The organism is gamma proteobacterium symbiont of Axiagastus rosmarus, assembly GCF_059730925.1.
The window spans coordinates 2680632-2707618 of record NZ_AP035925.1 but is presented as its reverse complement, the minus strand read 5'-3'; the positions used below and the strand labels follow the sequence as shown (position 1 = coordinate 2707618).

Below are 26987 nucleotides of genomic sequence, written 5' to 3'. Positions count from 1 at the left end.
TGGATAATGTGAGAGCAGACAAATGCAAGAGATCGTCAAAGGTTTTCTGAATTTTCAACAGAATGTGTTTCCTGAAAGGAAGGATCTTTTCAAGAGTCTGGCGTCCAACCAGAATCCTAAAGCTTTATTCATCTCCTGTTCGGATAGCCGTCTGGTGCCAGAGCTGGTGACACAGTCGGAGCCGGGCCAGCTGTTTGTGATCCGTAACGCCGGTAATATCGTCCCACCGTTTGGTCCGGAGCCGGGTGGCGTGTCAGCAACCATCGAGTATGCGGTGGTCGCGCTGGGCGTAACCGAAATTATCATTTGTGGTCACTCCAACTGCGGTGCGATGAACGCGATTGCGTCCAACGCCGATCTCGAGAGCATGCCGGCGGTTGACCACTGGCTGCACTACGCCAATGCAGCAAAAGCGGTGGTGGAAGAGCGCAACTACGAATCGGTTGAGAAACGCCTCAACGAAATGGTGAAAGAGAACGTGATTGCCCAGCTCAACAATATCAAAACGCATCCTTCCGTTTCGGTCGCGCTGCGCAAAGGTAAGCTGCGCCTGCACGGCTGGGTTTATGATATTGAAAGCGGCGGCATTATTGCGCTGACCAAAGGCGGTGAATCCTTCATTTCACTGTCGGAAAACCCGGAAACCTGCTTCGAATAATCCTGCCTGCTACAAGCCCGGCCACTGCGGCGGGCTTAATGTTTTGTAAATCCTGCACATCCTTTCTTACTGGCTGACTACCCTTAACGGCAGACTGTGAAAAGGAGAATCCCATGCGTTTATGGCGTGTTGCGCTGCTGGCTGGCGCGCTCAGCGGTTCCTTTACCGCGCTGGCGGCCGATGTCCAGGTGCAGGTATTACAGGACAAGCTCGATCATCCGTGGTCGGTGGCGTTTCTGCCCGACCAGCAAACCCTGCTGATTACCGAACGTTTCGGACAGCTGCGCAGCTGGCAGCCGGGCCGGGGGCTATCGCAGCCGATTAGCGGCGTACCCAACGTGTGGGCCAACCGCCAGGGCGGTCTGCTGGATGTGGTGCTGGCGCCGGACTTCGCGCAAAGCCGTCGGGTGTGGCTCAGTTATACCACCGCCGATGACACCGGCCGCGCGGGCGGCGTGGTGGGTTACGGCACGCTCAGCGCAGATCTCCGTCAGCTGCAGGATTTTAAGGTGGTGCTGGAGCAAACGCCGAAACTCTCCGGCGGTGCCAACATCGGCACGCGGCTGGCGTTTGATCGCCAGGGCTATCTGTACATCGCGTTCGGCGATAACTTTGCCAGCCGCAGCGCGCAGCAGCTGGACAAACTGTCGGGCAAGATTGTCCGTCTGACGCAGGACGGCAAGGTGCCGGCGGATAATCCGTTTAACCATCGTCAGGGCGCACGCGCGGAGATCTGGTCTTACGGCGTGCGCAACCCGCAGGGGCTGGCGCTCAATCCGTGGACGCAGCAGATGTGGGAGAGTGAACACGGCCCGCGCGGCGGCGATGAGGTGAATCTGGCGGCGAAGGGCAAAAATTATGGCTGGCCGCTGGCGACATACGGCATTGATTACAGCGGGCAGAAAGTGCCGGAAGCGCAGGGCAGCGCCGTTGCCGGCACCGAGCAGCCGCTGTTTTACTGGCAGCAATCGCCGGCCATCAGCGGCATGGCGTTTTACAATAGCGCGCGCTTTCCCCAGTGGAAAAACTCGCTGTTTATCGGGGCGCTGAAAGATAAAAGTCTGATCCGACTGCGCGTTAACGGCGAGAAGGTTGAAGAGGCGCAGCGGCTGCTGGGCGACCGTGGCGAACGCATCCGCGATGTTCGTCAGGGGCCGGATGGTTATCTGTATGTGCTGACCGATGAGGCCAATGGCAAGCTGCTGAAAGTCGGGCTGGCGGATGCCGCCAGCGCCGCGCGCGGTTAATCAGCGCACCCAGTTACACACCTGCCAGCCGCGCTGCTGCGCTTCCTGCTGCAGCAGTGCGTCCGGGTTAATCACCCATGCATGATCGGCATGCGACAGCAGCGGCAGATCGTTCATCGAATCGCTGTACGCCCAGGTGCGCTCAAAGCGTCGATCCTGCTGCAGCGCTCGCCAGTCGCTGAGTCGTGAAACTTTGCCTTCACGGTAAGTGGCGGTGCCGTAAATTTCACCGCTGTAGCGTTCATCGACCACTTCCACGCCAATCGCCAGCGCGCCGTGTACGCCCAGCCGTTCCGCAATCGGCACGGCGAGGTGATCGCCGCTGGCGGTAATAATCATTACCGTGTCGCCACGCTGCTGATGCCACTGAATGCGTTCGCGCGCGGCGGGAAAGACGCGCGGCAGGATATCGCGATGAATAAAGCGCCGCACCCAGCCTGCGACGGTGAGCGTCGCCATGCCGGTGAGCGGTGAGAGCGTAGTGCGCATGTACTCTTCAATCGACAGGCTGCCGGCGTGGTATTGCGCCATCAGCGCCTGCTCCTGACGAATGATCTCTTCCGGTGCAAACCCCTGCGAAACCAGCCAGCGCAGCCAGAGGCTGGTGCTGTCTTCACAAATCAGGGTTTCATCCAGATCGAAAACGGCTAAGTCCATCATGATTCTCCTCGGGCTGACTGGCATCAGGTTAGCGGAATTTTGTGACTGGCTTAACTGTTCTGCGAAAATTCGGAATTTCTCGCAATTTTTCCTCTGCCCTGACGCCCGCGCACTGGCAGCGCAGCGGCCTTAATGCCAGGGTTACTCTAACAAACTCTAAAAAACTTTACGGTTTGGCGGTTTTTTTCACCGGCGTGAACCGTTAGCGTTTGGTAAGACATGTCTTACCTGCACAAATCCGTGATTTTACAAGGACAATTGGGTCACGCTCATGAGAAAAACATCCCTGACTTCAGTCTGGCGGCCACTGGCGGCCACTTCATTATTGTTGCTTTTCGTCCCTGTCACCACTCAGGCCGAGCAGGCACCGGCGGCACCGCAGATTGAGGCAAAAGCCTGGATTCTGATGGACTACAGCAGCGGTAAAGTGCTGGCAGAGTCCAATGCCGACCAGCGTCTTGATCCCGCCAGTCTGACCAAAATGATGACCAGCTACGTGGTCGGCCAGGCGCTGAAATCCGGCAAAATCACCAGTAACGACATGGTGACCATCGGCCAGGATGCCTGGGCCACCGGCAATCCGAAACTGCGCGGGTCGTCGCTGATGTTCCTCAAGCCGGGCGACCGCATCCCGGTCTCGGAACTGAATAAGGGCGTGGTGATCCAGTCGGGGAATGATGCCTGTATCGCGCTGGCGGACTATGTCGCCGGCAGTCAGGATGCCTTTATTGGCCTGATGAACAATTACGTTAAAGCCTTTGGCCTGCAAAACACCCACTTCATGACGGTGCACGGTCTGGACGCCGAAGGCCAGTACAGCACCGCACGCGATATGGCGATTATCGGCCAGCGCCTGATTGCTGATGTGCCGGAAGAGTATGCGCTGAACAGCGAAAAAGAATTTACCTTTAATAATATTAAACAGATGAACCGCAACCGGCTGCTGTGGAGTAGCAACCTCAAGGTTGACGGCATCAAAACCGGGCATACCTCGGGGGCGGGCAACAATCTGGTTGCTTCAGCGGTGGACGGCGATATGCGCCTGATTTCGGTGGTGCTGGGCGCGCAGACCGATGCAATCCGCTTCCGCGAGAGTGAGAAGCTGCTGACGTGGGGCTTCCGTTTCTATGAAACCGTTACGCCGATTAAAGCCGATAAACCGTTTGCCCAGCAGCGCGTGTGGTTTGGCGAAAACAGCCAGGTCAACCTCGGCGTGGCGAAGGATGCGGCGATCACTATCCCGAAAGGGCAGATGAAAAATCTCAAGGCCAGCTTTACCCTCAACACACCGCAGCTGGAAGCGCCGCTGAAAAAGAATCAGGTAGTGGGCACTATCGATTTCCAGCTGGATGGCAAAACCATTGAGCAGCGTCCGCTGGTGGCGATGGAGGATGTACCGGAAGCCGGCTTTATTGGCCGCATCTGGGATTTCATTATGATGAAATTCAACGGCTGGTTCGGTAAGTGGTTCAGTTAATTTCAGGGCGGCGGGTCAGCCCGTGGCTGACCCGCCTGCCGGCTTTGTTTATCCGCGAACCCAGCCTTTTTTAATCGGCATCGCGAACAGGGCGCGGTAGAGTTGATGCGTCAGCGCCAGCATGCGCTGACCGTACAGCTGCCACGCCAGATGCGAAGCCAGACAGCCAAGCAACCCCACCAGAAAACCGCCCAGCATATCCAGCGGCCAGTGCACGCCGAGATACACGCGTGACCAGGCAATAGCGCTGCCAATCGCCAGCAAAACCACCCCGGACCACAGACGGTGCCAGAAAATAAACGCCAGCGCGAAGGTAAAAATCGTGGTGCCGTGATCGCTGGGATAGGAGTCATCAGCAGCGTGTGACAGGAACTGGTGACCGAAGCCAATGGCGAACGGGCGCGGGTGTGGCAGCAGCTGGCCCACGCACCAGGAGATGCTCAGCGCATAAATCAGCGCCATGCCGGTTTTCAGCACCAGCGCGCGCTGCGACTGCAGCTGATCGCGCGGTCCCCACAGCCACAGGGCGACAATCAGCAACGGTACAATAGCAATCACATCTTTGGCGATAAAGGTCGCCAGGCTGAGCAGCCACGCGGGTGAATCCGGCGTGGCGTTAATCCATAAAAAGAGCGTGTGGTTAAGCGCTTCCATCACGTTTCCTCGTCCTCGTCTTGTTTACCCAAAAAGAAATTGCGGCAAAAATCAGCAGCTGGCTGAGCCACACCCACCAGCCCGCCCACAAATTGTGGGAGAAAAAGTGCGCCCCGCGCATCACCTGGCCATAGCCCATCAGCAGGCCACAGGCGATACCCACTGCCAGCGCCAGCAGCGCGCGGCGTGGACGCTCCGGCCACCACAAAAAAAACAGCGCCATCAGCGCAAAGCCGCTGGAAGCATGGCCGCCCGGAAAGCACTGGCCCGGGCCACTGTTGGCCGGCACCGCCGCCAGCAGCGGAAAGCTCGCGGCATTGCCACCGAACAGCGCCAGATCCCACGGACAGGAGTGCGCGCTGTGCGCCTTCAGCATGCCCACCACCAGCGGCCCCATGCCAAACAGCAGGGCCACCAGCACGCGCCGGGCGTCACGCTGTTGCAGGCCGCGCAGTAACAGCAGCACCGCGCCAGCGATAATCACATCCTTCATCAGCCGATGGTTAATCAGATCCAGCCAGCGGTTGTGTTGCCACGGAAAACGCCGGGTGAGCGGATCAAACCAGCGCTGGCTGATGGCGATGTCGAGGCTTTCGTGGCGCGACCACCACAGAAACGCCAGCGCCAGAATTGCCAGCAAAATAAGGTTGATAGCGTAGAAGCGTGCGGACAGAGAATAAATAGCCGCGCTCCGAATCTCACTGCGGGTTGTTGGAGTGTTTAACTTTGATGAAAGTTGCATGAATATTTGCAAATAGCGAAACCAGAGTCACAGGGTGGCAAATCACGCTTAGGGAAACCTTAAGGGCGCGCGCGGCAGGCATAAAAAAACCCGCTAGCAGAAGGCTAACGGGCTCCTCAATTTGGGGATTTCAAAGAAAAGCAGTGGCACTTATTCAGACTGTATCGCGTCCGATTAGTTCTGACGCGTGTAAAAATATTTTTAAACAGGCAAAAGCGGCCAGATGATGACGATCAGCGTCCCCGCCAGCGTCAGCAAGACGTTGGCAATGGCGTAGGTGCCGGCATAGCCGAGCGCCGGAATGCTGCTGCGCGCGGTATCGCTGATGATCTCCATGGCCGGTGCGCAGGTGCGCGCCCCCATGATGGCACCAAACAGCAGCGCGCGGTTCATGCGTAGCACGTAAGCGCCGAACAGATAGCAAATCACCACCGGTAACAGACTCACCAGCAGGCCGCTCAGCAGCATCAGCGCGCCCGCACTGCCGAGACCGTGCTGCAGGCCGCTGCCGGCGCTCAGGCCGACCCCGGCCATAAACACCATCAGGCCAAACTCTTTCACCATGGTCAGTGCGCCCTGCGGGATGTAGCCGAACGTCGGGTGGTTGGCGCGCAGGAAGCCGAGCATGATGCCGGCAAACAGCAGTCCGGCGGCGTTGCCCAGGCCAAAGCTGAAGTTGCTGAACTGGAAAGTGATCATGCCGATCATCAGGCCGATGATAAAGAAGGCGCAGAACGCCAGCAGATCGGTCATCTGGCTGTGAATAGCAATGAAGCCGATGCGATCGGCCAGGCTTTTCACCCGGCGCGCTTCGCCGCTCACCTGCAGCACATCGCCTTTGTTGAGCATAATGCTGTCGTCGATCGGCATCTCAATCTGGCTGCGAATCACCCTGTTCAGGAAGCAGCCGTGATCGGTCAGTTTTAAATGGCTCAGGCGTTTATTCACCGCGTTGTGGTTTTTCACCACGATCTCTTCGGTGACGATGCGCATGTCGAGCAGATCGCGATCGAACACCTCTTTACCATTACGGAAACTGGCGTCGAGACGCGCATGGGCATCCGGATAGCCCACCAGAGAAATTTCGTCGCCGAGCTGCAAAACTGCATCACCGTCCGGGCTGGCGAGAATGCCGTTACGCCGCAGGCGCTCAATGTAGCAGCCGGTCTGACGGTGAATCCCCAGCTCGCGCAGGTTTTTGCCGCCGCTCCACTCAACCAGCTCCGGACCAACGCGGTAGGCGCGAATCACCGGCAGGAACACTTTGCGCTGGCTGTCCGCATCCAGACCGCGCTCGCGCGCGATTTGCTGGGCGCAGGTCGGCAAATCCTGATGCTGCAGGCGCGGCAGGTAGCGTGCGCCGAAAATCAGGCTGACCAGCCCAATCAGATAGGTGAGGGCGTAACCCAGGCTGAGATTATCCTGCATGCGCCCCAGCAGCTGCGTGTCGCTGATGCTTTGCCGCAGCGTATCGCCTGCGCCCACCAGCACCGGCGTTGAGGTCATCGAGCCGGCCAGCATGCCGGCGGTGAGGCCGATATCCCAGCCAAACAGTTTGCCGAGCGTCAGCGCAATCAGCAGGGCGCTGACCACCATGACGATCGCCAGAAAGAAATAGTTCTTACCGTCGCGGAAAAAGATGGAAAAAAAGTTGGGACCGGCTTCCACCCCGACACAAAAAATAAACAGCATAAAGCCCAGACTTAAGGCGTCAGTATTAATCGCGAAGTGTTGCTGACCCAGAATCAGCGAAACCACCAGCACACCAATAGAATTACCGAGTTGTACGGAGCCAAGGCGTAATTTACCCAGGCACAGGCCGAGGGCTAATACGACAAATAATAACAGAACGTCATTTCCGCTTAACAATTCTGCGACGTTAATGTTCACGGTTTAACTTCTTATTTACCTGTAACGGGTTGATGGGAGGGGATTTTTTCGCTATCTTGTGACGGCAGCGCACGGCCCGGTCACCGAATGTTCTTAATCTGTGACCCACATAAAGCGGCGCCATTCTAATCATAATTAACACCCTCAGCTATCAGCAGTTTTCATTCCTTCTGCCTTCAGCTGTTTCTTTTTATTTCCACGTAAGCGCATCAGGGCAGTTAAAAGTTTCAATATTGTTAACGTCAAAGTTGAGGAGAGGTATGTTGCAGCGCAATAATCGCTGGCCAGCATCGGTTCTGGGCGTGATGCTTTATACGCTGGTGTTTATTTTTGCACATCATTTTTGGTCCGCCGCCGCGACGCAGGCGGTGCGTGGACAGCCGGAACTGCTGCTGTTTCTGCTGCCGGGCATCGTGATGGCGCTGCTGCAGCCGGACAGTCCGCTGATCGGCACACTGTGGATCGCGCTGGGCGGGACGCTGCTGGGCATGATGTGGGTGTGGCTGGTGATGCCGATGACGCACAGCTTGCTGCTGGTGACGGCGTGGAGCCTGAGTGCACTATTCTGGGCGGGGTGCGGTGCGCTGCTGGTGCGCCTGTTGCGCATTATGCTGGCGATGCGCACCAGCTGAGTGAAGCGAAGACGGGCCCGCAGGCCCGTCAGGTCAGGCTTCGATGCCGAGGTTTTCTTTGGTCCACGCCGCAAATTCGGTGTAACCACCGATGTGCTGGTCGTCGAGGAAGATCTGCGGCACGGTAGAAACCGGTTTGCCGGCACGCGCTTCCAGGTCGGCTTTGGTGATGCCGGTCGCCTGAATATCGACGTACTGATAATTAAAATCGTCGCGCTCGCTGGTTAACTTCGTGGCTAACTCTTTTGCTCGTACGCAGTAAGGGCAGCTGGAACGGCCAAAAATCACTGCAATCATTGCTTCTCTCCTTCCGCTGCTGTTTTGTGACTTGTCTCACATCACAGCGTGAATAATGCGTCACATCATGCCCGCCCATCCTGCTTAAGAAAAGCAGAAATTGCCTGTTACTCTAATGCGCGCTGTCTATACCCGGTCACAATGCCGTACTACAGTATTCGGGTATCACCTGCAGCAGAAACAGATGAACACTGAGGAGCCCTGAACCATGCGTAATCTGGCGACATTGCCCAAACCCGTGCTACTGCTGGAAGCGTTGGGCGTGCTGGCAGTGATTGGCGCGCTGCTGCTGGTCAACGACTGGCTGGCGGCACCGGCATTCATGGCGAAAAAACCGCTGGCAACGCTGCTGTTTTTCCTCGGCATTGCGCTGATGCTGCCGGCAGCGTGGCTGATGATGTGGCGCACCGCAAAGGCGATGGCACCGCAGTTGTTCAATCACACCCACAAAAAGAAGTAACCGGAGAGGATTATGACGCCGACTATTGATTTGCTTTGCAGCCACCGTTCCATTCGCGCCTTTACTGAGCAGGGGATTGATGACGCCCAGCGCAGCGCGATTATCGCTGCGGCGCAGGCGGCCTCGACCTCCAGTTTTTTACAGTGTTCTTCCATTGTGCGTATCACCGACCGCGCCCTGCGCGAGCAACTGGTGCAGCTCACCGGCGGCCAGCCGTGGGTCAGCGCCGCAGCGGAGTTTTGGGTATTCTGCGCCGACTTCAACCGCCACCAGCAAATCTGCCCTGAGGCTCAGCTGGGCCGTGCCGAACAGCTGCTGCTGGGCTGTGTCGATACCGCGCTGATGGCGCAGAACGCCATGATCGCTGCGGAATCGCTCGGTTTAGGCGGCGTGTTTATTGGCGGCATTCGCAACAGCATCGCGCAGGTGACGGAGCTGCTGGGGCTGCCGAAGTTTGTGCTGCCGCTGTTTGGTTTCTGCATCGGCCATCCCGACGCGTCACCGGACGTCAAGCCGCGCATGCCGCAGGCGATGCTGGTGCATGAAAACCGCTACCAGCCGCTGGATAAAGCGGTGCTGGCGCAATATGACCAGCAAATCACCGCTTACTATCAGCAGCGCGACAGCAATCAGCGCTCGGAAACCTGGAGTGAACTGATTCAGCGTTTGATTATTAAAGAAACGCGACCGTTCATGCTGGACTACCTGCATCAGCAGGGCTGGGCAACGCGCTAAGCACAGGGACCGCTGCAATGAAGATGGCCATTCTCACCCGTGACGGCGCGCTCTACTCCTGTAAACGCCTGCGTGAAGCCGCGGAAGCGCGTGGCCATCAGGTGCAGATGATCGATCCGCTCTCCTGCTACATGAACATCAACTCCGACTCGCCGGCGGTGCACTATCGCGGTGAGGCGCTCGGCCATTTCGACGCGGTGATCCCGCGCATCGGCACCGCCACCACCTTTTACGGTACGGCGGTGCTGCGTCAGTTCGAGATGCTCGGCAGCTATCCGCTCAACGAGTCGGTGGCCATTACCCGTGCACGCGACAAGCTGCGCTCGCTGCAGTTGCTGGCGCGCGAGGGCATCGACATGCCGGTTACCGGCTTTGCCTCGTCGCCGGATGATACACAGGATGTTATCGCCATGGTCGGCGGCGCGCCGCTGGTGGTGAAACTGGTGGAGGGGACGCAGGGGATCGGCGTGGTGCTGGCGGAAACCCGCCAGGCGGCAGAGAGCGTGATCGATGCGTTTCGCGGTCTCAATGCGCATATTCTGGTGCAGGAGTTCATTAAAGAGGCGCGCGGGCGCGACATCCGCTGCCTGGTGATTGGCGACGAAGTGGTGGCGGCGATTGAGCGGGAAGCGAAAGAGGGCGATTTCCGCTCTAATTTGCACCGCGGCGGCAGCGCCCGCGCCGTCACCATTACCGATCAGGAGCGCGAGATCGCGGTCAAAGCGGCCACGACGCTGGGATTAGCCGTGGCGGGCGTGGATATTCTGCGCGCCAACCGGGGGCCGCTGGTGATGGAGGTCAATGCCTCTCCAGGGCTGGAGGGCATTGAAGGCAGCACCGGTTTAGACATTGCCGCCATGATGATCCGCTGGATAGAGCAGCACGCCTGTCCCGGTTATCGTCCGAAAACCGGGGGCTGAACCGCGCTTTTGCGCGGTTTTCGTGGCATCTGCGACTGATTTTCCGTAAGCTAAGGCGCTTATTTATTCACCCCACAGGATACAACGATGGATTCACTGGTCGTTCCTGACATCGACATGCTGCGTCGCTGGCTGGATCAACAAAATATCACCTGGTTCGAATGCGACGCCTGTCAGGCTTTGCATCTGCCGCATATGCAGAATTTTGACGGGGTGTTTGACGCGAAAATCGACCTGGTGGATAACGTTATCCTCTTCTCGGCGCTGGCAGAAGTAAAGCCCACCGCGCTGATCCCGCTGGTTGGTGAACTGTCGCAAATCAATGCCAGTTCGCTCACGGTGAAAGCCTTTATCGATATACAGGATGACAACCTGCCGAAGCTGATTGTCTGCCAGTCAATCAGCGTAAGCGCCGGCATCACCTTTGGTCAGTTCACCCACTTCATGAAGCAGAGCGAAGAGGGGATTTCGATGGTGATCATGGAAGCGTTCGCCAATCATCTGCTGATGATGGGCGAAGACGAGGAGCGTCCGCCGAGTGTCAGCAGCCACAGCATGCTGCACTGATTTTTTCCCTCCTGCTAACTGCCGCTTTTTGCGGCAGTTTTCATTTCAGGCCCACCACTTTTTATTCTGCATTTTGCCCTTTATTGCCAGATATTAGTCGTGCTTTATGCCGCTAGTGCCAGAGTGCATAGCAGAAACATGCATAACTTATCGCAAAAAGGCGTTTTTTAAGCTGGGATCTGGCACGCAGGAATCAGGGGGGCTATTCTTGCGGGGCTGTCTGATACGTGCAACTACGGCGCAGCTATAGGTTTTTGCTATTAAACTCCCGCTGAATATTGATTCATTGTGTGGCTGTAATTTAACAGACAACGCAACGACCGGATCGCGTGTATGCAGCGTTGTGATGACCCGCTCAGGAGGAAGAAAAACATGATCAACCAGTCAAAAAAATGGTTGCCAGGTGTGGTTGCAGGTGTGCTGATGGCTGCGGCCGTGGGCGCTCAGGCAGAGGATAAAACGCTGCACGTTTATAACTGGTCCGATTATATTTCGGCCGACACCGTGCCCAATTTTCAAAAGCAGACCGGCATCAAAGTGGTCTACGACGTGTTTGACTCCAACGAAGTGCTGGAAGGCAAACTGATGGCCGGCAGCACCGGTTATGACGTGGTGGTACCGTCGTCGAGCTTCCTCGCGCGTCAGCTGCAGTCTGGTGTGTTCCAGGAGCTGGATAAGAGCAAGCTGCCTAACTATAAAAACCTCGATCCCGATCTGATGGCGAAAGTGGCCCAGCACGATCCGGGTAACAAATACGCCATTCCTTACCTGTGGGGCACCACCGGTATTGGCTATAACATCGATAAAGTCAAAGCGGCACTGGGCGCCGATGCGCCGGTGAACAGCTGGGATCTGGTGCTGAAGCCGGAAAATCTGGAAAAACTGAAGAGCTGCGGCGTTTCGTTCCTCGATGCGCCAGAAGAGATTTTTGCCACCGTGCTGAACTACCTCGGCAAAGATCCGAACAGCTCTGACGCGAAAGATTACACCGGTGCGGCGACCGACCTGCTGCTGAAGCTGCGGCCGAATATCCGCTACTTCCACTCTTCGCAGTACATCAATGACCTCGCCAACGGCAACATTTGCGTTGCCATCGGCTGGTCTGGCGATATTCTGCAGGCGAAAGATCGCGCGGTGAAAGCCAACAACGGTGTCCATCTCGGTTACAGCGTACCGAAAGAGGGCGCGCTGGCATTCTTCGACATGATGGCCATTCCAAAAGACGCGAAAAATCTGGATGCGGCTTATCAGTGGCTGAACTACATCATGGATCCGAAAGTGATTGCCGACGTCTCCAACAAGATGAACTACGCCAACGGCAACAAAGCGTCGCTGCCGCTGATCAATGCGGATGTGCGCAACAATCCGGGTATCTTCCCGACGCCGGAAGCGATGGCCAAACTGTTTGTGCTCAAGGTCCAGGATCCGAAACTGGATCGTGCGCGTACCCGTGCATGGACTAAAGTAAAAAGTGGTAAGTAATTCGTTCTGAACGAATTCCCTTATCGGTAAACGACAACAGAGGCGCGGTGCTGGCCTCTGTTGTGTCATTTAGCGGCTGGCTGTGCCGCGCTATCCCGCTTAGCGCCGGAGACATGTGAGTGAACGACGCGATTCCCCGCCCCCAAAATAAAACGGCTAAGGCGTTAACGCCGCTGCTGGAAATCCGCAACCTGACGAAATCGTTTGACGGCCAGCACGCCGTGGATGATGTCAGCCTGACCATTTACAAAGGCGAAATTTTCGCACTGCTGGGCGCTTCCGGCTGTGGCAAGTCCACGCTGCTGCGGATGCTGGCCGGCTTTGAAATTCCCAGCAGTGGCCAGATTGTGCTGGACGGTCAGGATCTGTCCCACGTGCCGCCGTATCAGCGGCCCATTAATATGATGTTCCAGTCGTACGCGCTGTTTCCGCACATGACGGTGGAACAGAACATCGCTTTTGGCCTGAAGCAGGACAAACTGCCGAAAGGCGAAATCAGCAGCCGCGTGGCAGAGATGCTGGCGCTGGTGCATATGGAAGAGTACGCCAAACGTAAGCCGCACCAGCTTTCTGGCGGCCAGCGTCAGCGCGTGGCGCTGGCGCGGAGCCTGGCGAAACGTCCCAAGCTGCTGCTGCTCGACGAACCGATGGGCGCGCTGGATAAAAAACTGCGCGACCGCATGCAGCACGAAGTGGTGGATATTCTGGAGCGCGTAGGCGCTACCTGCGTGATGGTGACCCACGATCAGGAAGAAGCCATGACCATGGCGGGCCGCATCGCCATCATGAACCGCGGTAAATTTGTGCAGATCGGCGAGCCGGAAGAGATTTACGAGCATCCGACCAGCCGCTACAGCGCCGAGTTTATCGGCTCGGTGAATGTGTTTGATGGCCTGCTGCGCGAACGCCGCGACGAGGGCGTGGTGATCGACAGTCCGGGACTGATGCATCCGCTCAAGGTGCAGACCGATGTGTCGATTGTGGACAACGTGCCGGTGCACGTGGCGCTGCGGCCGGAAAAAGTCATGCTGTGCGACGAGGTGCCGGCCGACGGCTGCAACTTTGCCGTCGGCGAAGTGGTGCACATCGCCTATCTCGGCGATCTGTCGATTTACCACGTACGGCTGCGCAGCGGCCAGATGATCAGCGCCCAGCTGCAGAATGCGCATCGCTACCGGAAAGGCGCGCCCACCTGGGGCGATGAAGTGCGCCTGTGCTGGGATGCCGACAGCTGTGTGGTCCTGACGGTTTAAGGAGGCGCTATGAGCCAGATTTCTCAACGCAGCGAGCCGGAGGTGGCGGGCACACCGCTGCAGCGCTGGGGCACGCGCATGAAAATGCAGCACGGTCGCAAGCTGGTGATCGCGCTGCCTTATCTGTGGCTAATCCTGCTGTTTATGCTGCCGTTCCTCATCGTGCTGAAGATCAGTTTCGCCGATATTGCGCGCGCCATTCCGCCGTACACCGATTTGGTGACCTGGGCGGACGACCAGCTCAACCTGGTGCTTAATCTGGGCAACTACCTGACGCTGACCGACGACCCGCTGTACGCCGAAGCGTATCTCACCTCGCTGAAGGTGGCGGCGATCTCAACGGTGATCTGTCTGCTGATCGGTTATCCGCTGGCGTGGGCGGTGGCGCACAGCAAGCCCTCCATGCGCACCATCCTGCTGCTGCTGGTGATCCTGCCGTCGTGGACCTCGTTCCTGGTACGCGTCTATGCGTGGATGGGACTGCTGAACAACAACGGGATCCTCAACCGCTTCCTGATGTGGCTTGGCGTGATCGATCATCCGCTGATCATCCTGTACACCAACACGGCGGTGTATATCGGTATCGTTTACTGCTATCTGCCGTTTATGGTGCTGCCAATCTACACCGCGCTGACGCGCATTGATTATTCGCTGGTGGAAGCATCGCTCGACCTCGGCGCGCGCCCGCTGAAAACCTTCTTCAGCGTCATCGTGCCGCTGACCAAAGGCGGCATCATTGCTGGCTCAATGCTGGTATTTATCCCGGCGGTGGGCGAGTACGTGATCCCGGAACTGCTCGGCGGACCGGACAGCATCATGATTGGGCGCATTTTGTGGCAGGAGTTCTTTAACAACCGCGACTGGCCGGTGGCCTCGGCGCTGGCGGTGATCATCCTGCTGATCCTGATTCTGCCTATCGTCTGGTTCCACAAACATCAAAACCGTGAAATGGGGGAGAAGGGATGAATCAGCTACCGGTAATCCGCTCTCCGTGGCGCACCGCGATTCTGGCGCTGTGCTTCCTGTTCCTGTACGCGCCGATGCTGCTGCTGGTGGTTTACTCCTTCAACAGCTCGCAGCTGGTGACGGTATGGGAGAGCTTTTCGTTCCACTGGTATCGCGTGCTGTTCCAGGATGATGCGATGCTGGATGCGGTTGGCCTGAGCCTGACCATCGCGGCGCTGTCGGCCACCATGGCAGTGGTGCTCGGCACCATGGCGGCGGTGATTATCGTGCGCTTCGGGCGTTTTCGCGGCCACAGCGGCTTTGCTTTCATGCTCACCGCGCCGCTGGTGATGCCCGACGTGATCACCGGTCTGTCGCTGCTGCTGCTGTTCGTGGCGATGGGCAACACCTTTGGCTGGCCGGGCGATCGCGGCATGCTGACCATCTGGCTGGCGCACGTCACGTTCTGTACCGCCTACGTGGCGGTGGTGATCAACTCGCGACTGCGCGAGCTGGATCGCTCAATTGAAGAAGCGGCGATGGACCTCGGCGCCACGCCGCTGAAGGTGTTCTTCGTGATTACCGTGCCGATGATTGCCCCGGCGATCATTACCGGCTGGCTGCTGGCGTTTACTCTGTCGCTGGACGACCTGGTGATCGCCAGCTTCGTCACCGGCCCGGGCGCTACCACGCTGCCGATGGCGATCTTTGCCACGGTGCGCCGCGGCGTCAATCCGGAGATCAACGCGCTGGCCTCGCTGATTCTGTTTGTGGTCGGGCTGGTCGGCTTTATCGCCTGGCGCTTTATGGCGCACGAAGAAAAACAGCGATTGCGCGATATTCAGAAAGCAAAACGTGGCTGAGTGACGCAACATTTGCCAATATAAGCAAGGCTGACTCTGTCAGCCTTTTCTTATGGAGCGCGCGCAATGTCGGAAACGTTGAAAAACCTGGTGTTAACCTCCACGCCCGTGCCGGTGACCATTGCCGGCAGCGCCATTATCGCCACGCGCTGTATCAGTGTGCTGATGCTGGCCAATGAGCTGGGCTATGACGAAATCGCCAATTTCGTGCACCGCAGCGCGCAGGCGTGGGACTCCACGCTAATCTTTATCGCCAGTCAGCTGATTTTCCTGTTTGAACTGCGCTGTGCCTTTACCCTGATGCGCGGCAGTAATGCCGGGCGCTGGGGCTACGTGGCCACACAGATCGTGGTGCTGCTGTACATGCTGATGGCGTCGGTGGGCTGGATCTATCCGGAGATTTTCAGCATTCCCGGCGAGAATAACGCGCAGATTATTCACCACACGCTGCTGCAGAAACTGCCGGATGTGCTGGTGCTGCTGCTGCTGTTTGTGCCGGCCAGCAGTCGCGCATTTTTCCGCAGCCGGTGATACAATCGGCCCCCGTTTTTGCTCCCGATTCTCAATACAGGCCTTTCCATGCATTGCGCGCTTTATCAGGCCGGTCGCTGTCGCTCATGTCAGTGGCTGGAAAAACCCTATCCACAACAGCTCAGCGACAAGCAGACACAGCTGACGCAGTTGCTGGACGGCATGCCGGTCGCCGACTGGCGGCCGCCGATCACCTCGGCGCAGCAGGGGTTTCGCAATAAAGCCAAGATGGTGGTGAGCGGCAGCGTGGAAAAACCGCTGTTCGGCATGGTGGCGCGTGACGGCGAGCCGGTGGATCTCTGCGCCTGTCCGCTCTATCCCGCCAGCTTCGCGGCGGTATTCGACGTGCTGAAACCCTTTATCGCCCGTGCCGGTCTGACGCCGTACAACGTGGCGCGCAAACGCGGCGAGCTGAAGTTTTTGCTGCTGACGGAGAGTACCCAGGGCGGCATGATGCTGCGTTTTGTCCTGCGCTCGCACAGCAAACTGGCGCAGCTGCGCGCCGCGCTGCCGTGGCTGCAACAGCAGCTGCCGCAGCTGCAGGTGATCTCCGCCAATATTCAGCCGGTGCACATGGCGATACTGGAGGGCGAGGAGGAGATTGCGCTGACGCCTGAGCAGACGCTGCCGGAACGCTTTAACGACGTGCCGCTGTATATCCGTCCGCAAAGTTTCTTCCAGACTAACCCGCAGGTGGCGGCTGCGCTGTACGCAACGGCACGCGACTGGGTGGCGGAGCTGCCGGTGCACAGCATGTGGGATCTGTTCTGTGGCGTTGGCGGCTTTGGCCTGCACTGCGCCACGCCGCAGATGCAGCTGACCGGTATTGAAATCAGTGCGGAAGCCATCGCCTGCGCGCAGCAGTCGGCGCAGCAGCTGGGGTTAGAGCAGGTGAGTTTTGCCGCGCTGGATTCCACGCAGTTTGCCACCGGGCATACGAGCGTGCCGCAGCTGGTGCTGGTCAATCCGCCACGTCGCGGTATTGGCGCAGAACTGTGCGCCTGGCTGAGCCGCATGGCACCGGACTACATCCTGTATTCCAGCTGCAATCCCGCCAGCATGGCGCAGGACATCGCCCGCCTGGCCGACTATGACATCAGCCGCGTGCAGCTGTTCGATATGTTCCCGCACACCGCACATTTTGAGGTACTGACGTTACTGCGTCGTAAGGGTGGAATCGCGTAGCGCCCGGCTGCGCTGAGGACGTGCAGAACCTGGCAGGCCCGGCGCCACGCAACTCCATAATGCTTATTCCGGGAACCACTTCTGATTGATCTGCTGCCAGCGACCGTTGGCTTTCAGCGCCGCCAGCGCGCCATTCAGCTGTTGCAGCAGCGCGCTGTTGCTCTTACGCACCGCAATGCCGAGCCCGGTGCCGAAGTAGTCGCTGTCGGTAATGTGCTCGCCGACCGTGCTCAAATCCGCATTGGCCTTCAGCCACTGATTGACGACTGCGCTGTCACCAAATACGCCGTTGAGCCGGCCATTTTTCAGGTCGAGGATCGCGTTCTGGTAGCTATCGTAGGCCACCGCGATTACTTCCGGATGCTTCTCCAGCAGGTATTTTTGATGGGTGGTGCCGTTTTCCACGCCGATGCGTTTGCCTTTCAGCTGGCTAAAGTCGCTATATTCACCTTGGTGGGCGATGACGATTGCCGAATTGGCGTAGTAGGGCTGGGTGAAATCGACCTGCTTACTGCGCTCGGCGGTGATATCCATGCCGGAAATGACCGCGTCATAGCGACGGAATTTCAGCGAAGGAATCAGGCTATCAAAGGCATTGTTGGTGAAAGTGCACTCGGCCTGCATCTGCTGACACAGCGCTTTGGCGAGGTCGATATCAAAACCGACAATCTGGTTATTCTGATCGAGTGATTCGAACGGGGGATAGGTGGCTGAGGCAGCAAAGCGAATTTTCTCTGCCGCATAAGCATTCATTGCCAGCGTTGCCATCACTGCCGCAACAATCCATTTTTTCATTATAAGGCTCCTGTAAACCATGCCAGAGGCGAAACGATTTACACGATGCCAGTTAATGCATTTGTATGCAATAAATATGATTAAAAATTTATTTCGCTGCAATCAAATATAGCGAGAAAGGGCGCGGCGCTTTCCTTCGCACCGCGTCAGACGATCAGTTGCGGCGCTCAAACGCCAGCGCGCGCTTCTCGACCAGGCGCATCAGCAGCGTCAGCAGGCCGTTAACCACCAGATAAATCAGACCGGCGGCAGCATACACGGTGACGTCGTAGGTGCGGCCATACAGCAGCTGGCCATGGCCCATCACTTCCATCAGCGTAATGGTATAGGCCAGCGAAGTACTCTTGAACACCAGCACCACTTCGTTGGAGTAAGAGGAGAGGGCGCGCTTAAACGCGTACGGCAGCAGAATACGCAGCGTATCGCGGCGGCGCATGCCCAGCGCGGCGCAGGAGTGCCACTGCCCGGCCGGTATGGCGCGCACCGCGCCGTAGAACAGCTGTGTGGTGTAGGCTGCGCTATTAAGCGACAGCGCCAGCATGGCACACAGCCACGGCTGCGACAGTAAATGCCAGAGCCACGGCACGTTCTGAATGCTGGGGAACTGGCCGGGACCGTAATAGATCAGGAAAATCTGCACCAGCAGCGGCGTGCCGGTAAACAGGGTGATATAGCCTTTGACCAGCCAGTTGAGCAGCGGCAGCTTCAGCGCCAGCACAATGGTGCACAGCAGCGCCAGCAGCAGCGCGGCGACCAGCGAGGCGGCCGTTAGCGTCAGGCTGGTATGCAGGCCTTTCAGTAGCTCAGGTAAATACGCCAGCATGCGTCAGGCCCCCCGCTCGAAACGCGTGGTATGTGATTCAATACGGCGCAGCACCGCCTGACTGAATAGCGTAATCACTAAATAGATCGCGGCAGCCACCAGATACCAGGTAAACGGCTCCTGGGTGCGCGTCGCAATGCTTTTGGTCTGCAGCATGAGATCGTTGACGCTAATCAGCGACACCAGCGCCGTATCCTTGAGCAGCACCAGCCACTGATTGCCGAGTCCGGGCAGCGCATGGCGCCACATCTGCGGCATAATCAGGCGGAAGAAAATCGCTGACTTTTTCATGCCCAGCGCCTGGCCTGATTCCCACTGGCCGGACGGCACCGCTTTCAGCGCACCGCGCAGCGTTTGAGAGGCGTAAGCCGAATAGAGCATCGCCAGCGCAATCACGCCGCACAGGAACGGGCTGACATCAAAGTTCTCAATCTGCATCTGCACCGGCAGGGTGAACAGGCCCAGATTGAGCTGGAAGCCGTCCGACAGCGTCAGCAGCAGCTGCGAGGCACCGAAATAGATAAACAGCACCACCAGAATTTCCGGCAGGCCGCGAATCAGCGTCACCAGCCCGGTACCGATCCACGCCAGCGGTTTCCAGCGCAGCGATTCCCAGCCAGCAAAAATCATCGCCAGCGCGAGGCCGGCGATCAGGGCACAAACGGCAAGGCCGACGGTCATGCCGGCGGCGCTTGCGAGTGGAATCATTTCATTCATCAGAAATTACTGCTGAAACCATTTGTTGTAGATGGTTTTGTAGGTGCCGTCGGCTTTGATCTTATCCAGCGCGCCGTTGAACTTCTGCTGCAGTTCGCTGTTGCCCTGACGCACGGCGATGCCGAGACCGGTGCCGAAGTAGGCTTTGTCGGTCACTTTCTCACCCAGCGCGGCGAGGTTGGCGTTCTGCTTCAGCCACTCGTTAACCACGGCGGTATCCCCGAACACCGCATCAATACGGCCATTCTTCAGGTCGAGCACCGCATTCTGGTAGCTGTCGTAAGGCACGATGGTGATGTCGCTGTGCTTGTCAGAGAGGTATTTCTGGTGCGTGGTGCCGTTCTGTACGCCCACACGCTTGCCTTTCAGCGCCGCAACGTCCGCCAGCTTGCCTTTCTGCGCGATGAAGGTCGCAGAGTTGTCGTAGTAAGGTTTGGTGAACAGCACCTGCTTTTCACGCTCTGGCGTGATATCCATGCCGGCCATCACCGCGTCAAAACGGCGGAATTTCAGGCTGGGGATCAGGCTGTCGAAGGCCTGGTTAGTAAAGGTGCAGGTCGCATCGATCTCTTTGCACAGCGCATTGGCCAGATCGACGTCAAAGCCCTGGATTTTGTTGTCGGAGTCGACAAATTCAAACGGCGGATAAGACGCCTCGGTCGCGAAACGCAGGGTCTGCGCGGCAGAAGCGCTCAGGCTCAGGCTGGCAAGCAGTGCAGCAAGTACAACTTTTTTCATTAGAAGCATCCTGACTTAGTGCGAAAGATAATGAGCAAACGCGTCGGTTTGCGGCTGTGTAAAGTGGCTGGCATCGCCCTGTTCAATGATGCGACCGTTCTCCATGTAGACCACGCGGCTGGCGGTTTTGCGCGCCACCTCGACTTCGTGGGTCACAATCACCTGGGTGATCTGCGTCTGCGCCAGCTCACGAATGATGCTGACGATCTGTGCGGTGATTTCCGGGTCGAGCGCCGCGGTCGGTTCATCAAACAGCAACACCTGCGGCTCCATCATCAGCGCGCGCGCAATTGCCACGCGCTGCTGCTGGCCACCGGAAAGGTGCAGGGGAAAACGATCGGCGTACGGCGTCAGACGCAGGCGTTCCAGTAGTTTATCGGCGCGCGCGCGCGCCGCATCTTTGCTGAGCCCGAGCACACGACAGGGTGCTTCAATCAGGTTCTGCATCACGCTGAGGTGCGGCCACAGGTTGTACTGCTGGAACACCATGCCGACATTCTGGCGCAGTTCGCGAATCGCGTTGTCGGACGGCGTCTGGCTGAAATCGAAGTGGTTGCCGGCAATCTGCAGGCTACCGGAACGCGGCAGCTCCAGCAGGTTGAGTACGCGCAGGAGTGAACTTTTACCCGCGCCACTCGGGCCGAGCAACACCAGCGTTTCGCCCTGCGGGCAGGCCAGGTTGATATCGAACAGCGCCTGATGGGCACCGTAAAAACAGTTGATGGCGTTTAGTTGAATACTCATGCGCAAAAAATGAATAGCAATTAGTGTCGCAAATCTTAACGTCACCAGAATAGTTATGCAATTGAGGTGGGTTAAAATTTATTAAAGAGCAATTAAACAGCAAAAGCGTAGCACAAAATCGGGCAGGGCAGCGGGGAAAGGGGCTGACGGGTAAGCGTTGGCTATTGCGCGGAAACTTAGCGGCGCCGCAATGGTGCGGCGCGCTAATGGTTGCGGCTGAGTGCGGAAAAAATGCGCAACTATTTTTTCTCTTCCAGCAGCTGGCTGAGCGAGCCGCCACCGGCGTGTGGCCAGTCGCCGACGTAGCGCACATCATCCACCACCCAGCAGGTGCCTTCGTGGATCATCAGCACTTCATCGCGCCAGCTTTTATCGCCACGGCTCAGCGTGACGCGCAGCGGAATGTTGCGCGCATCGCGGTTAGGAATGCTGGAGGCGCTGGCCACGTCAGCGGCGGTGGGTCCCTGTGCCAGGCTGGAGAACAGATCGCCCTGGCGCCACGCTGCCGGTGGGTTGCTCTGGCTGCTGGCATGCAGCAGTTTCTGATACAGGTTGTCGCTCAGGTACGGGCGATATTTTGCCAGCGTGGTGCTGTCCGGCAATCCCTGAGTTGGCTGGCTGACACGTAAATCGTAGAACTGCTGCGCCACGCTGTCCGGACCGCCGTCAACGCAGGGTGCGGTACGCGGCCCGTTGTCCTTGATCACCGGCTCAACGGTGGTACAGGCACTCAGCAGCAATGCAGCGGGAACAAGCAGCGCAAAGGCTTTGTTTCTCATCTCGATTTCCTTATTGTTCACTGGCAAAGCGCCATTTTTAGCATAGAGTATAGCCGTGCTTTTACGCCGTACGAGCTATCGCCTCATCAATCACCACAGGAGAGAACGATGAAATTTTCGACTACGCCAACCCTGGAAGGGCACAGCATCACTGAATATTGCGGCGTTGTGACCGGCGAAGCGATTCTCGGTGCCAACATTTTCCGCGACTTCTTTGCCGGCATCCGCGATATCGTCGGCGGCCGCTCCGGTGCCTATGAGAAAGAGCTGCGCAAAGCGCGGCAGATCGCCTTCGAAGAGCTGGAAGAACAGGCGAAAGCGCTGGGCGCTAATGCGGTGGTTGGCATTGATATTGACTACGAAACCGTGGGCAAAGACAGCAGCATGCTGATGGTGAGCGTTACCGGTACTGCGGTGATCGTGCGCTAATGCGCGCGGTGTTACTGCTGGCGATGGCGCTGCTGCTCAGCGCCTGCCAGTCGACGCTGGAAGCGCGCAACGGCTATTGGGTCGATAGCGCGCATCCGGCGCAGGGGGCCAGACCACGTATCAAAGTGGTGGTAATCCACTACACGGCGGAGGACTTTCCCTCGTCGCTGGCGACCCTGACGGACCGCAACGTCAGCGCGCACTATCTGATTCCGCAGCAGCCGCCGCAGAAAAACGGCGCCGGGGTGATCTGGCAGCTGGTGGCTGAAAACCAGCTGGCGTGGCATGCCGGACCGAGCTTCTGGCGCGGCGCAACGCGCATTAATGACACCTCAATTGGCATCGAAATCGTCAATGACGGCTATCGCCGCACGCTGACCGGCCGGCAGTGGCAGCCGTTCACCGCCGCGCAAATCACGGCCCTGATCGCACTGGTGCGCGATATCAGCCAGCGTTACGGCATCAGTCCGGAAAATATTGTCGGGCACAGTGATATCGCGCCGCAGCGCAAGCAGGATCCCGGTCCGCTGTTTCCGTGGCAACAGCTGGCCCGGCAGGGGCTGGGAGCGTGGCCGGATGCCGCCACGGTGCAGCGCTATCTGGCTAACCAGCCGCCGGATGCGCCGGCGGAGTGCGCAGCGCTGCTGACTGCGCTGCAGCGCTATGGTTATGACGTTGCCGCTGCGCAAACGCCGCAGATGCAGCGCAAACTGATTGCGGCGTTTCAGATGCATTTCCGCCCGCGTGATTACCGTGGCGAAGCCGATGCCGAGACGCTGGCCATCGCTCGTGCGCTGCTGGCGAAATATGGCGCGGCACCGTAGCCGCGCGTAGCGGCGTTACGGCTGCAGAAAGGCCTGCCAGCGCGCCACCAGCTGCTGTAATTGCTGGCGGCTGACATCCAGATGCGTGACGATTCGGGTCTGCGGACCTACGCTGAGCAGCACGTCGCCCGCCTGCATCCAGCGCTGTAGCGGTGCGACCTGCTCCGCCGGCACTTTCACGAACAGCATGTTAGTGTGCTGGCTCACCACTTCCACACCAAGAGCGCTGAGCTGTGCGCCGAGCCACGCGGCGTTGTCATGATCCTCCTGCAGACGCGCCACGTTATGCTGCAGCGCGTAGAGACCGGCAGCCGCCAGAATGCCGGCCTGGCGCATGCCGCCGCCGGTCATTTTGCGCCAGCGCCGCGCCTGCTCGATATAAGCTTCATCACCACACAGCAGGGAGCCGACCGGTGTACCCAGTCCTTTCGACAGGCAGATGGTCAGGCTATCGCAGTAGCGGGCGATATCGATCAGCTGCACACCCTGCGCCACCACGGCATTAAAGATGCGCGCGCCGTCAATGTGCAGCGCCAGCTGGCGCTCGCGGGTAAATTGCCACGCCTGTTCAAGGTAGCTCAGCGGCAGCACTTTGCCGTGATGGGTATTTTCCAGGCTCAGCAGGCGGGTGCGGGCAAAATGCATGTCGTCCGGCTTGATGGCGGCCGCCACGTCGTGCAGCGGCAGCGTGCCGTCGGCAGCCGCGAGGATCGGCTGCGGCTGGATGCTGCCGAGCACCGCGGCACCGCCAGCCTCATATTTGTAGTTATGCGCCTGCTGGCCGACGATGTACTCATCGCCGCGCTGGCAGTGGCACAGCAGCGCCACCAGGTTGGCCTGGGTGCCGGTAGGGAAGAACAGCGCAGCCGCTTTACCGCTCAGGCGCGCCGCTTCAGCCTCCAGCGCATTGACGGTGGGATCATCGCGATAGACATCATCGCCGGTTTCGGCCGCCATCATCGCATCCAGCATCGCGGCACTCGGGCGGGTCACGGTATCACTGCGTAAATCGATCACGTTGCTCTCCTGACATAAAAAAGCGGGCTAAGCGCCCGCATGATGATTAATCCGGCAAGTCTCTTCGTTTTACCGCAGCCAGTTGGTTTTCGCCAGCTCGACGATTTCATCACCGCGACCATTCAGGATCGCGCGCAGCATGTACAGGCTGAAACCTTTAGCCTGCTCGGCTTTGATTTGCGGTGGCATCGACAACTCTTCCTTGGCGGTGATCACGTCTACCAGCACCGGACCGTCATGGGCGAACGCCTGTTGCAGCGCGCCATCCAGCTCCGAGGCTTTTTCCACGCGGATCCCTTTGATGCCGCAGGCGGTGGCGATGGCGGCGAAGTCCGGGTTCTCCAGATCGGTGCCGTCGGTGAGATAGCCACCGGCTTTCATCTCCATTGCCACAAAGCCCAGCACGCTGTTATTGAAGATCACCAGCTTCACCGGCAGCTTAAGCTGCGCCAGCGAGATGAAATCGCCCATCAGCATGCTGAAGCCGCCATCGCCGCACAGCGCAACCACCTGACGCTGTTTATCAATGGCCTGTGCGCCAAGCGCCTGCGGCATGGCGTTGGCCATCGAACCGTGGTTAAACGAGCCGAGCAGACGGCGCTTGCCGTTCATTTTCAGATAGCGCGCTGCCCACACCGTTGGCGTGCCGACATCACAGGTAAAGATAGCGTCATCGGCCGCATAGTGGCTGATCTGCTGGGCCAGATACTGCGGGTGAATCGCCTGCTTATCGTTGGCGGTCGCCAGATCGTCCAGCCCTTTGCGCGCATCCGCGTAGTGCTCCAGTGCGCGATCGAGGTGATGACGGTCGCTGTGGCTGGTGAGCTGCGGCTGCAGCGCCTGCAGCGTGGCTTTGATGTCACCCACCAGCGCCATGTCGACGTGACTGTGCGCGCCGAGGCTGGCCGGATTGATATCAATCTGAATAATGCGCGCGTCCGCCGGGTAGAACGGGCGATAAGGGAACTGGGTGCCGAGCAGCACCAGCGTGTCGGCGTTCATCATGGCGTGATAGCCGGATGAGAAGCCGATCAGCCCGGTCATGCCGACATCATACGGGTTGTCGTACTCGAGGTGCTCTTTGCCGCGCATGGCGTGTACCACGGGTGCTTTCAGCGTTTCGGCCAGCTTTACCACTTCCGCATGGGCACCGGCGCAGCCGCTGCCGCACATCAGGGTGATATTTTTCGCTTCATTGAGCGTTTCTGCGAGGCGCGTCAGTTCACTGACCGACGGCACCACCTGCGGCAGCTGCGGCGGATACCATTCGCTGCGCGCATTCTCCGGCGCCGCCTGCAGCGCCACGTCACCCGGCAGCACAATCACCGACACGCCGCGATTGAGGATGGCTTTACGCATCGCAATGCCGAGCACCTGCGGCAGCTGTTCCGGATTGGAGACCAGCTCGCAGTAATGGCTGCACTCGCGGAATAACTCCTGCGGATGGGTTTCCTGAAAATAGCCGCTGCCGATTTCGCTGGAAGGAATGTGCGCGGCAATCGCCAGCACCGGAACATGGTTGCGATGGCAGTCAAACAGGCCGTTGATCAGATGCAGGTTGCCAGGGCCGCAGGAGCCGGCGCACACCGCCAGCTCACCGCTGATTTGTGCTTCCGCCCCGGCGGCAAAAGCGGCCACTTCTTCATGGCGCGTTGGCATCCATTCAATGGTGCCCATGCGGTTGAGGCTGTCGTTCAGCCCGTTGAGGGAGTCACCGGTTACGCCCCAAATGCGTTTTACGCCGGCGCTCTCCAGCGTTTTGGCCAGCAGGGCCGCCACTGTTTGCTTCATCGTTCGCTCCTTTCTGGTGTCGGCCATCCAGTCGGATGGCAAAAAACGTGTCAGAGAGAAAGCGTAGACGAAGCCGCAGCGCAGCGGGCGTGAAAAAATGCGCTGCGCGTCAGGCGGAAAACAGGGCGATGAGGATAGGTGCCAGCAGGTTCATGATAAAACCGTGCACGATGGCCGCAGGCACAATCTCCATTCCGCCGGCACGCTGCAGAATCGGCAGGGTGAAATCCATCGACGTGGCACCGCTCAGCCCAAGTGCCATACTGCGGTAGCGGTTGACCAGCACCGGAATCAGCAGCACCGCAGCCAGCTCGCGCAGCAGATCGTTAAAGAAGGCGGCGCTGCCGATCACCGGGCCGTACGCTTCGGTCATCAGAATGCCGGACAGCGAATACCAGCCGAAGCCGCTGGCCAGCGCCAGTCCGGTTGACAGCGAAACGCCGAGCAGCCACGCCGCCAGCACGCCGCCGCCCAGCGAGCCGCACAGGGATACCAGCGCTACCGTCATGCCACGCCGGTTCAGGGTGATCTGGCGTAGCGTCATGCCGCTGCCGCGCAGCTGCACGCCAACCAGGAACAGCAGCACGATGAGCGCGATTTCGCTGAGGGTCGATGCATGGCGCAGCGGCGCCCACTGGGTTAATCCCAGCAGGAAACCGGCCAGCACCGCCACGCACAGCTTGAGCGATTCCAGCACCATGTGCCAGCGCGATGGCAGATCCTGCTGGCGATGCTGCTGACGCCACGGCCAGCGGCGATCCAGCAGCCACAGCGCCAGCAGTGAGCAGCTGAGAATGGCACCTGCAGCAATCAGCGCGGTTTTAAACACGATCAGCAAGTTGGTGCCGAGATTGTCGAGAAAGGCGAGGCTGGTACCCATAAAAAACAGAATGGCGTAAATCAGCAAACTCAGCAGGCGGTTAACGCGCTGCAACAGCGCAGGCTGATGCCACGGCAGCAAATAGCCCACCATCAGCGGCACCAGAATGATAAGCAGTCCGGTATACATGAAAAATGACGTCCTTTTTTGCGAGACGCCACGCTAATGGAAAACGCCTGAAGTGTAAACCTTTTCTCCCGCTGCCGACTTGACCAACGCAGCGCGGCGGACCATGCTCTGGCAAAGCACGGA

The 26987-nt window shown here is 58.6% G+C and carries 30 protein-coding genes; 16 read left to right on the top strand and 14 right to left on the bottom strand.

Translation table 11 applies throughout. The features are described 5' to 3' along the window. The first annotated feature begins 22 nt into the window (after positions 1 to 22). Both AC6I8F_RS12725 and AC6I8F_RS12720 read left to right on the top strand, forming a co-directional pair. A complete protein-coding gene (locus AC6I8F_RS12725; RefSeq protein WP_021508393.1) occupies positions 23 to 658 on the top strand; it encodes a carbonic anhydrase in 636 nt (211 codons plus the stop codon). Between the two features lie 113 nt (positions 659 to 771). Beyond that, a complete protein-coding gene (locus AC6I8F_RS12720) occupies positions 772 to 1905 on the top strand; it encodes a PQQ-dependent sugar dehydrogenase (protein ID WP_498028086.1) in 1134 nt (377 codons plus the stop codon). Here AC6I8F_RS12720 and AC6I8F_RS12715 read toward each other — a convergent pair whose 3' ends face one another. Further along, positions 1906 to 2562, bottom strand: coding sequence for an HAD family hydrolase (locus tag AC6I8F_RS12715; RefSeq protein ID WP_021508391.1), 657 nt, complete (start codon positions 2560 to 2562; stop codon positions 1906 to 1908). 274 nt (positions 2563 to 2836) lie between these two features. On the opposite strand from AC6I8F_RS12715, the gene AC6I8F_RS12710 reads away from it, so the two are divergent. Further along, complete coding sequence (locus tag AC6I8F_RS12710) at positions 2837 to 4042, top strand: serine hydrolase (RefSeq protein ID WP_059008996.1); 1206 nt, start codon at positions 2837 to 2839, stop codon at positions 4040 to 4042. A gap of 48 nt (positions 4043 to 4090) precedes the next feature. Here the strand turns inward: AC6I8F_RS12710 and ybjG are convergent, their stop codons facing one another. The 3 genes from ybjG to AC6I8F_RS12695 all read right to left on the bottom strand — a co-directional run bounded on the left by ybjG (position 4091) and on the right by AC6I8F_RS12695 (position 7328). Further along, on the bottom strand, positions 4091 to 4696 hold the full coding sequence (gene ybjG / locus AC6I8F_RS12705; RefSeq protein WP_021508389.1) for an undecaprenyl-diphosphate phosphatase: 606 nt from the start codon (positions 4694 to 4696) through the stop codon (positions 4091 to 4093). Next, complete coding sequence (locus AC6I8F_RS12700) at positions 4683 to 5438, bottom strand: phosphatase PAP2 family protein (RefSeq protein WP_152391186.1); 756 nt, start codon at positions 5436 to 5438, stop codon at positions 4683 to 4685. The genes ybjG and AC6I8F_RS12700 overlap by 14 nt, the downstream gene beginning before the upstream one ends. A gap of 201 nt (positions 5439 to 5639) precedes the next feature. Further along, positions 5640 to 7328: an aspartate:alanine antiporter gene (locus AC6I8F_RS12695; RefSeq protein WP_021508387.1), complete on the bottom strand. Its 1689-nt coding sequence runs from the start codon at positions 7326 to 7328 to the stop codon at positions 5640 to 5642. Between the two features lie 260 nt (positions 7329 to 7588). On the opposite strand from AC6I8F_RS12695, the gene ybjM reads away from it, so the two are divergent. Continuing rightward, positions 7589 to 7960, top strand: a complete 372-nt coding sequence (gene ybjM / locus AC6I8F_RS12690; RefSeq protein ID WP_021508386.1) for an inner membrane protein YbjM — start codon at positions 7589 to 7591, stop codon at positions 7958 to 7960. A gap of 33 nt (positions 7961 to 7993) precedes the next feature. Here the strand turns inward: ybjM and AC6I8F_RS12685 are convergent, their stop codons facing one another. Next, positions 7994 to 8257 (bottom strand): GrxA family glutaredoxin, encoded by a 264-nt coding sequence (locus tag AC6I8F_RS12685; protein ID WP_010618314.1) that lies wholly within the window; start codon positions 8255 to 8257, stop codon positions 7994 to 7996. 208 nt (positions 8258 to 8465) lie between these two features. Here AC6I8F_RS12685 and AC6I8F_RS12680 point away from each other — a divergent pair, with 208 nt between their 5' ends. The 10 genes from AC6I8F_RS12680 (at position 8466) to rlmC (ending at position 17198) form a co-directional block, all read left to right on the top strand. Then, positions 8466 to 8717 (top strand): DUF1418 family protein, encoded by a 252-nt coding sequence (locus tag AC6I8F_RS12680; RefSeq protein WP_058769528.1) that lies wholly within the window; start codon positions 8466 to 8468, stop codon positions 8715 to 8717. A gap of 12 nt (positions 8718 to 8729) precedes the next feature. Beyond that, positions 8730 to 9452 (top strand): oxygen-insensitive NADPH nitroreductase, encoded by a 723-nt coding sequence (nfsA, locus tag AC6I8F_RS12675; RefSeq protein WP_241797763.1) that lies wholly within the window; start codon positions 8730 to 8732, stop codon positions 9450 to 9452. A 17-nt stretch (positions 9453 to 9469) separates the two neighbouring features. Beyond that, entirely contained in the window at positions 9470 to 10372 is a 903-nt protein-coding gene (rimK, locus tag AC6I8F_RS12670) for a 30S ribosomal protein S6--L-glutamate ligase (RefSeq protein ID WP_021508383.1), read from the top strand. A gap of 87 nt (positions 10373 to 10459) precedes the next feature. Continuing rightward, positions 10460 to 10939 (top strand): type III secretion system chaperone family protein, encoded by a 480-nt coding sequence (locus AC6I8F_RS12665; protein ID WP_021508382.1) that lies wholly within the window; start codon positions 10460 to 10462, stop codon positions 10937 to 10939. A gap of 372 nt (positions 10940 to 11311) precedes the next feature. Then, on the top strand, positions 11312 to 12421 hold the full coding sequence (gene potF / locus AC6I8F_RS12660; RefSeq protein WP_498028085.1) for a spermidine/putrescine ABC transporter substrate-binding protein PotF: 1110 nt from the start codon (positions 11312 to 11314) through the stop codon (positions 12419 to 12421). 119 nt (positions 12422 to 12540) lie between these two features. Then, entirely contained in the window at positions 12541 to 13674 is a 1134-nt protein-coding gene (potG, locus tag AC6I8F_RS12655; protein WP_021508380.1) for a putrescine ABC transporter ATP-binding subunit PotG, read from the top strand. A 9-nt stretch (positions 13675 to 13683) separates the two neighbouring features. Beyond that, positions 13684 to 14640 carry a putrescine ABC transporter permease PotH gene (gene potH / locus AC6I8F_RS12650; protein ID WP_021508379.1) on the top strand — a complete coding sequence of 319 codons (957 nt, stop codon included), beginning with the start codon at positions 13684 to 13686 and terminating at the stop codon, positions 14638 to 14640. After that, on the top strand, positions 14637 to 15482 hold the full coding sequence (potI, locus tag AC6I8F_RS12645) for a putrescine ABC transporter permease PotI (protein ID WP_058757786.1): 846 nt from the start codon (positions 14637 to 14639) through the stop codon (positions 15480 to 15482). The genes potH and potI overlap by 4 nt, the downstream gene beginning before the upstream one ends. 66 nt (positions 15483 to 15548) lie before the next feature. Next, positions 15549 to 16013, top strand: a complete 465-nt coding sequence (locus AC6I8F_RS12640; protein ID WP_021508377.1) for a YbjO family protein — start codon at positions 15549 to 15551, stop codon at positions 16011 to 16013. Between the two features lie 48 nt (positions 16014 to 16061). Continuing rightward, a complete protein-coding gene (gene rlmC / locus AC6I8F_RS12635; RefSeq protein WP_498028084.1) occupies positions 16062 to 17198 on the top strand; it encodes a 23S rRNA (uracil(747)-C(5))-methyltransferase RlmC in 1137 nt (378 codons plus the stop codon). 63 nt (positions 17199 to 17261) lie between these two features. Here rlmC and AC6I8F_RS12630 read toward each other — a convergent pair whose 3' ends face one another. The 6 genes from AC6I8F_RS12630 to AC6I8F_RS12605 all read right to left on the bottom strand — a co-directional run bounded on the left by AC6I8F_RS12630 (position 17262) and on the right by AC6I8F_RS12605 (position 21794). Then, on the bottom strand, positions 17262 to 17993 hold the full coding sequence (locus tag AC6I8F_RS12630) for an arginine ABC transporter substrate-binding protein (RefSeq protein ID WP_498028083.1): 732 nt from the start codon (positions 17991 to 17993) through the stop codon (positions 17262 to 17264). A 154-nt stretch (positions 17994 to 18147) separates the two neighbouring features. Next, positions 18148 to 18816, bottom strand: coding sequence for an arginine ABC transporter permease ArtM (artM, locus tag AC6I8F_RS12625; protein WP_104092760.1), 669 nt, complete (start codon positions 18814 to 18816; stop codon positions 18148 to 18150). Between the two features lie 3 nt (positions 18817 to 18819). Continuing rightward, on the bottom strand, positions 18820 to 19533 hold the full coding sequence (artQ, locus tag AC6I8F_RS12620) for an arginine ABC transporter permease ArtQ (protein WP_166709859.1): 714 nt from the start codon (positions 19531 to 19533) through the stop codon (positions 18820 to 18822). Positions 19534 to 19539: 6 nt separating this feature from the next. Beyond that, positions 19540 to 20271 (bottom strand): arginine ABC transporter substrate-binding protein, encoded by a 732-nt coding sequence (artJ, locus tag AC6I8F_RS12615; RefSeq protein WP_021508372.1) that lies wholly within the window; start codon positions 20269 to 20271, stop codon positions 19540 to 19542. Between the two features lie 15 nt (positions 20272 to 20286). Continuing rightward, positions 20287 to 21015: an arginine ABC transporter ATP-binding protein ArtP gene (gene artP / locus AC6I8F_RS12610; RefSeq protein ID WP_058775358.1), complete on the bottom strand. Its 729-nt coding sequence runs from the start codon at positions 21013 to 21015 to the stop codon at positions 20287 to 20289. Positions 21016 to 21254: 239 nt separating this feature from the next. Further along, positions 21255 to 21794 (bottom strand): lipoprotein, encoded by a 540-nt coding sequence (locus AC6I8F_RS12605; RefSeq protein ID WP_021508370.1) that lies wholly within the window; start codon positions 21792 to 21794, stop codon positions 21255 to 21257. 108 nt (positions 21795 to 21902) lie between these two features. On the opposite strand from AC6I8F_RS12605, the gene AC6I8F_RS12600 reads away from it, so the two are divergent. Together AC6I8F_RS12600 and AC6I8F_RS12595 are read left to right on the top strand one after the other, a co-directional pair. Continuing rightward, positions 21903 to 22223 carry a heavy metal-binding domain-containing protein gene (locus tag AC6I8F_RS12600; protein WP_058757780.1) on the top strand — a complete coding sequence of 107 codons (321 nt, stop codon included), beginning with the start codon at positions 21903 to 21905 and terminating at the stop codon, positions 22221 to 22223. Then, positions 22223 to 23047: an N-acetylmuramoyl-L-alanine amidase gene (locus AC6I8F_RS12595; protein WP_498028082.1), complete on the top strand. Its 825-nt coding sequence runs from the start codon at positions 22223 to 22225 to the stop codon at positions 23045 to 23047. Before AC6I8F_RS12600 ends, AC6I8F_RS12595 begins: the two co-directional genes overlap by 1 nt. A 15-nt stretch (positions 23048 to 23062) precedes the next feature. Here AC6I8F_RS12595 and ltaE read toward each other — a convergent pair whose 3' ends face one another. The 3 genes from ltaE to AC6I8F_RS12580 form a co-directional block, all read right to left on the bottom strand. Next, the gene (gene ltaE / locus AC6I8F_RS12590) at positions 23063 to 24064 is read right to left on the bottom strand and encodes a low-specificity L-threonine aldolase (protein WP_059008976.1); all 1002 of its coding nucleotides are present in this window, start codon (positions 24062 to 24064) and stop codon (positions 23063 to 23065) included. Between the two features lie 69 nt (positions 24065 to 24133). Continuing rightward, positions 24134 to 25855 (bottom strand): ubiquinone-dependent pyruvate dehydrogenase, encoded by a 1722-nt coding sequence (gene poxB / locus AC6I8F_RS12585; RefSeq protein WP_021508366.1) that lies wholly within the window; start codon positions 25853 to 25855, stop codon positions 24134 to 24136. Positions 25856 to 25964: 109 nt separating this feature from the next. Continuing rightward, positions 25965 to 26864 (bottom strand): LysO family transporter, encoded by a 900-nt coding sequence (locus AC6I8F_RS12580; RefSeq protein ID WP_058775361.1) that lies wholly within the window; start codon positions 26862 to 26864, stop codon positions 25965 to 25967. Positions 26865 to 26987: the final 123 nt, after the last annotated feature.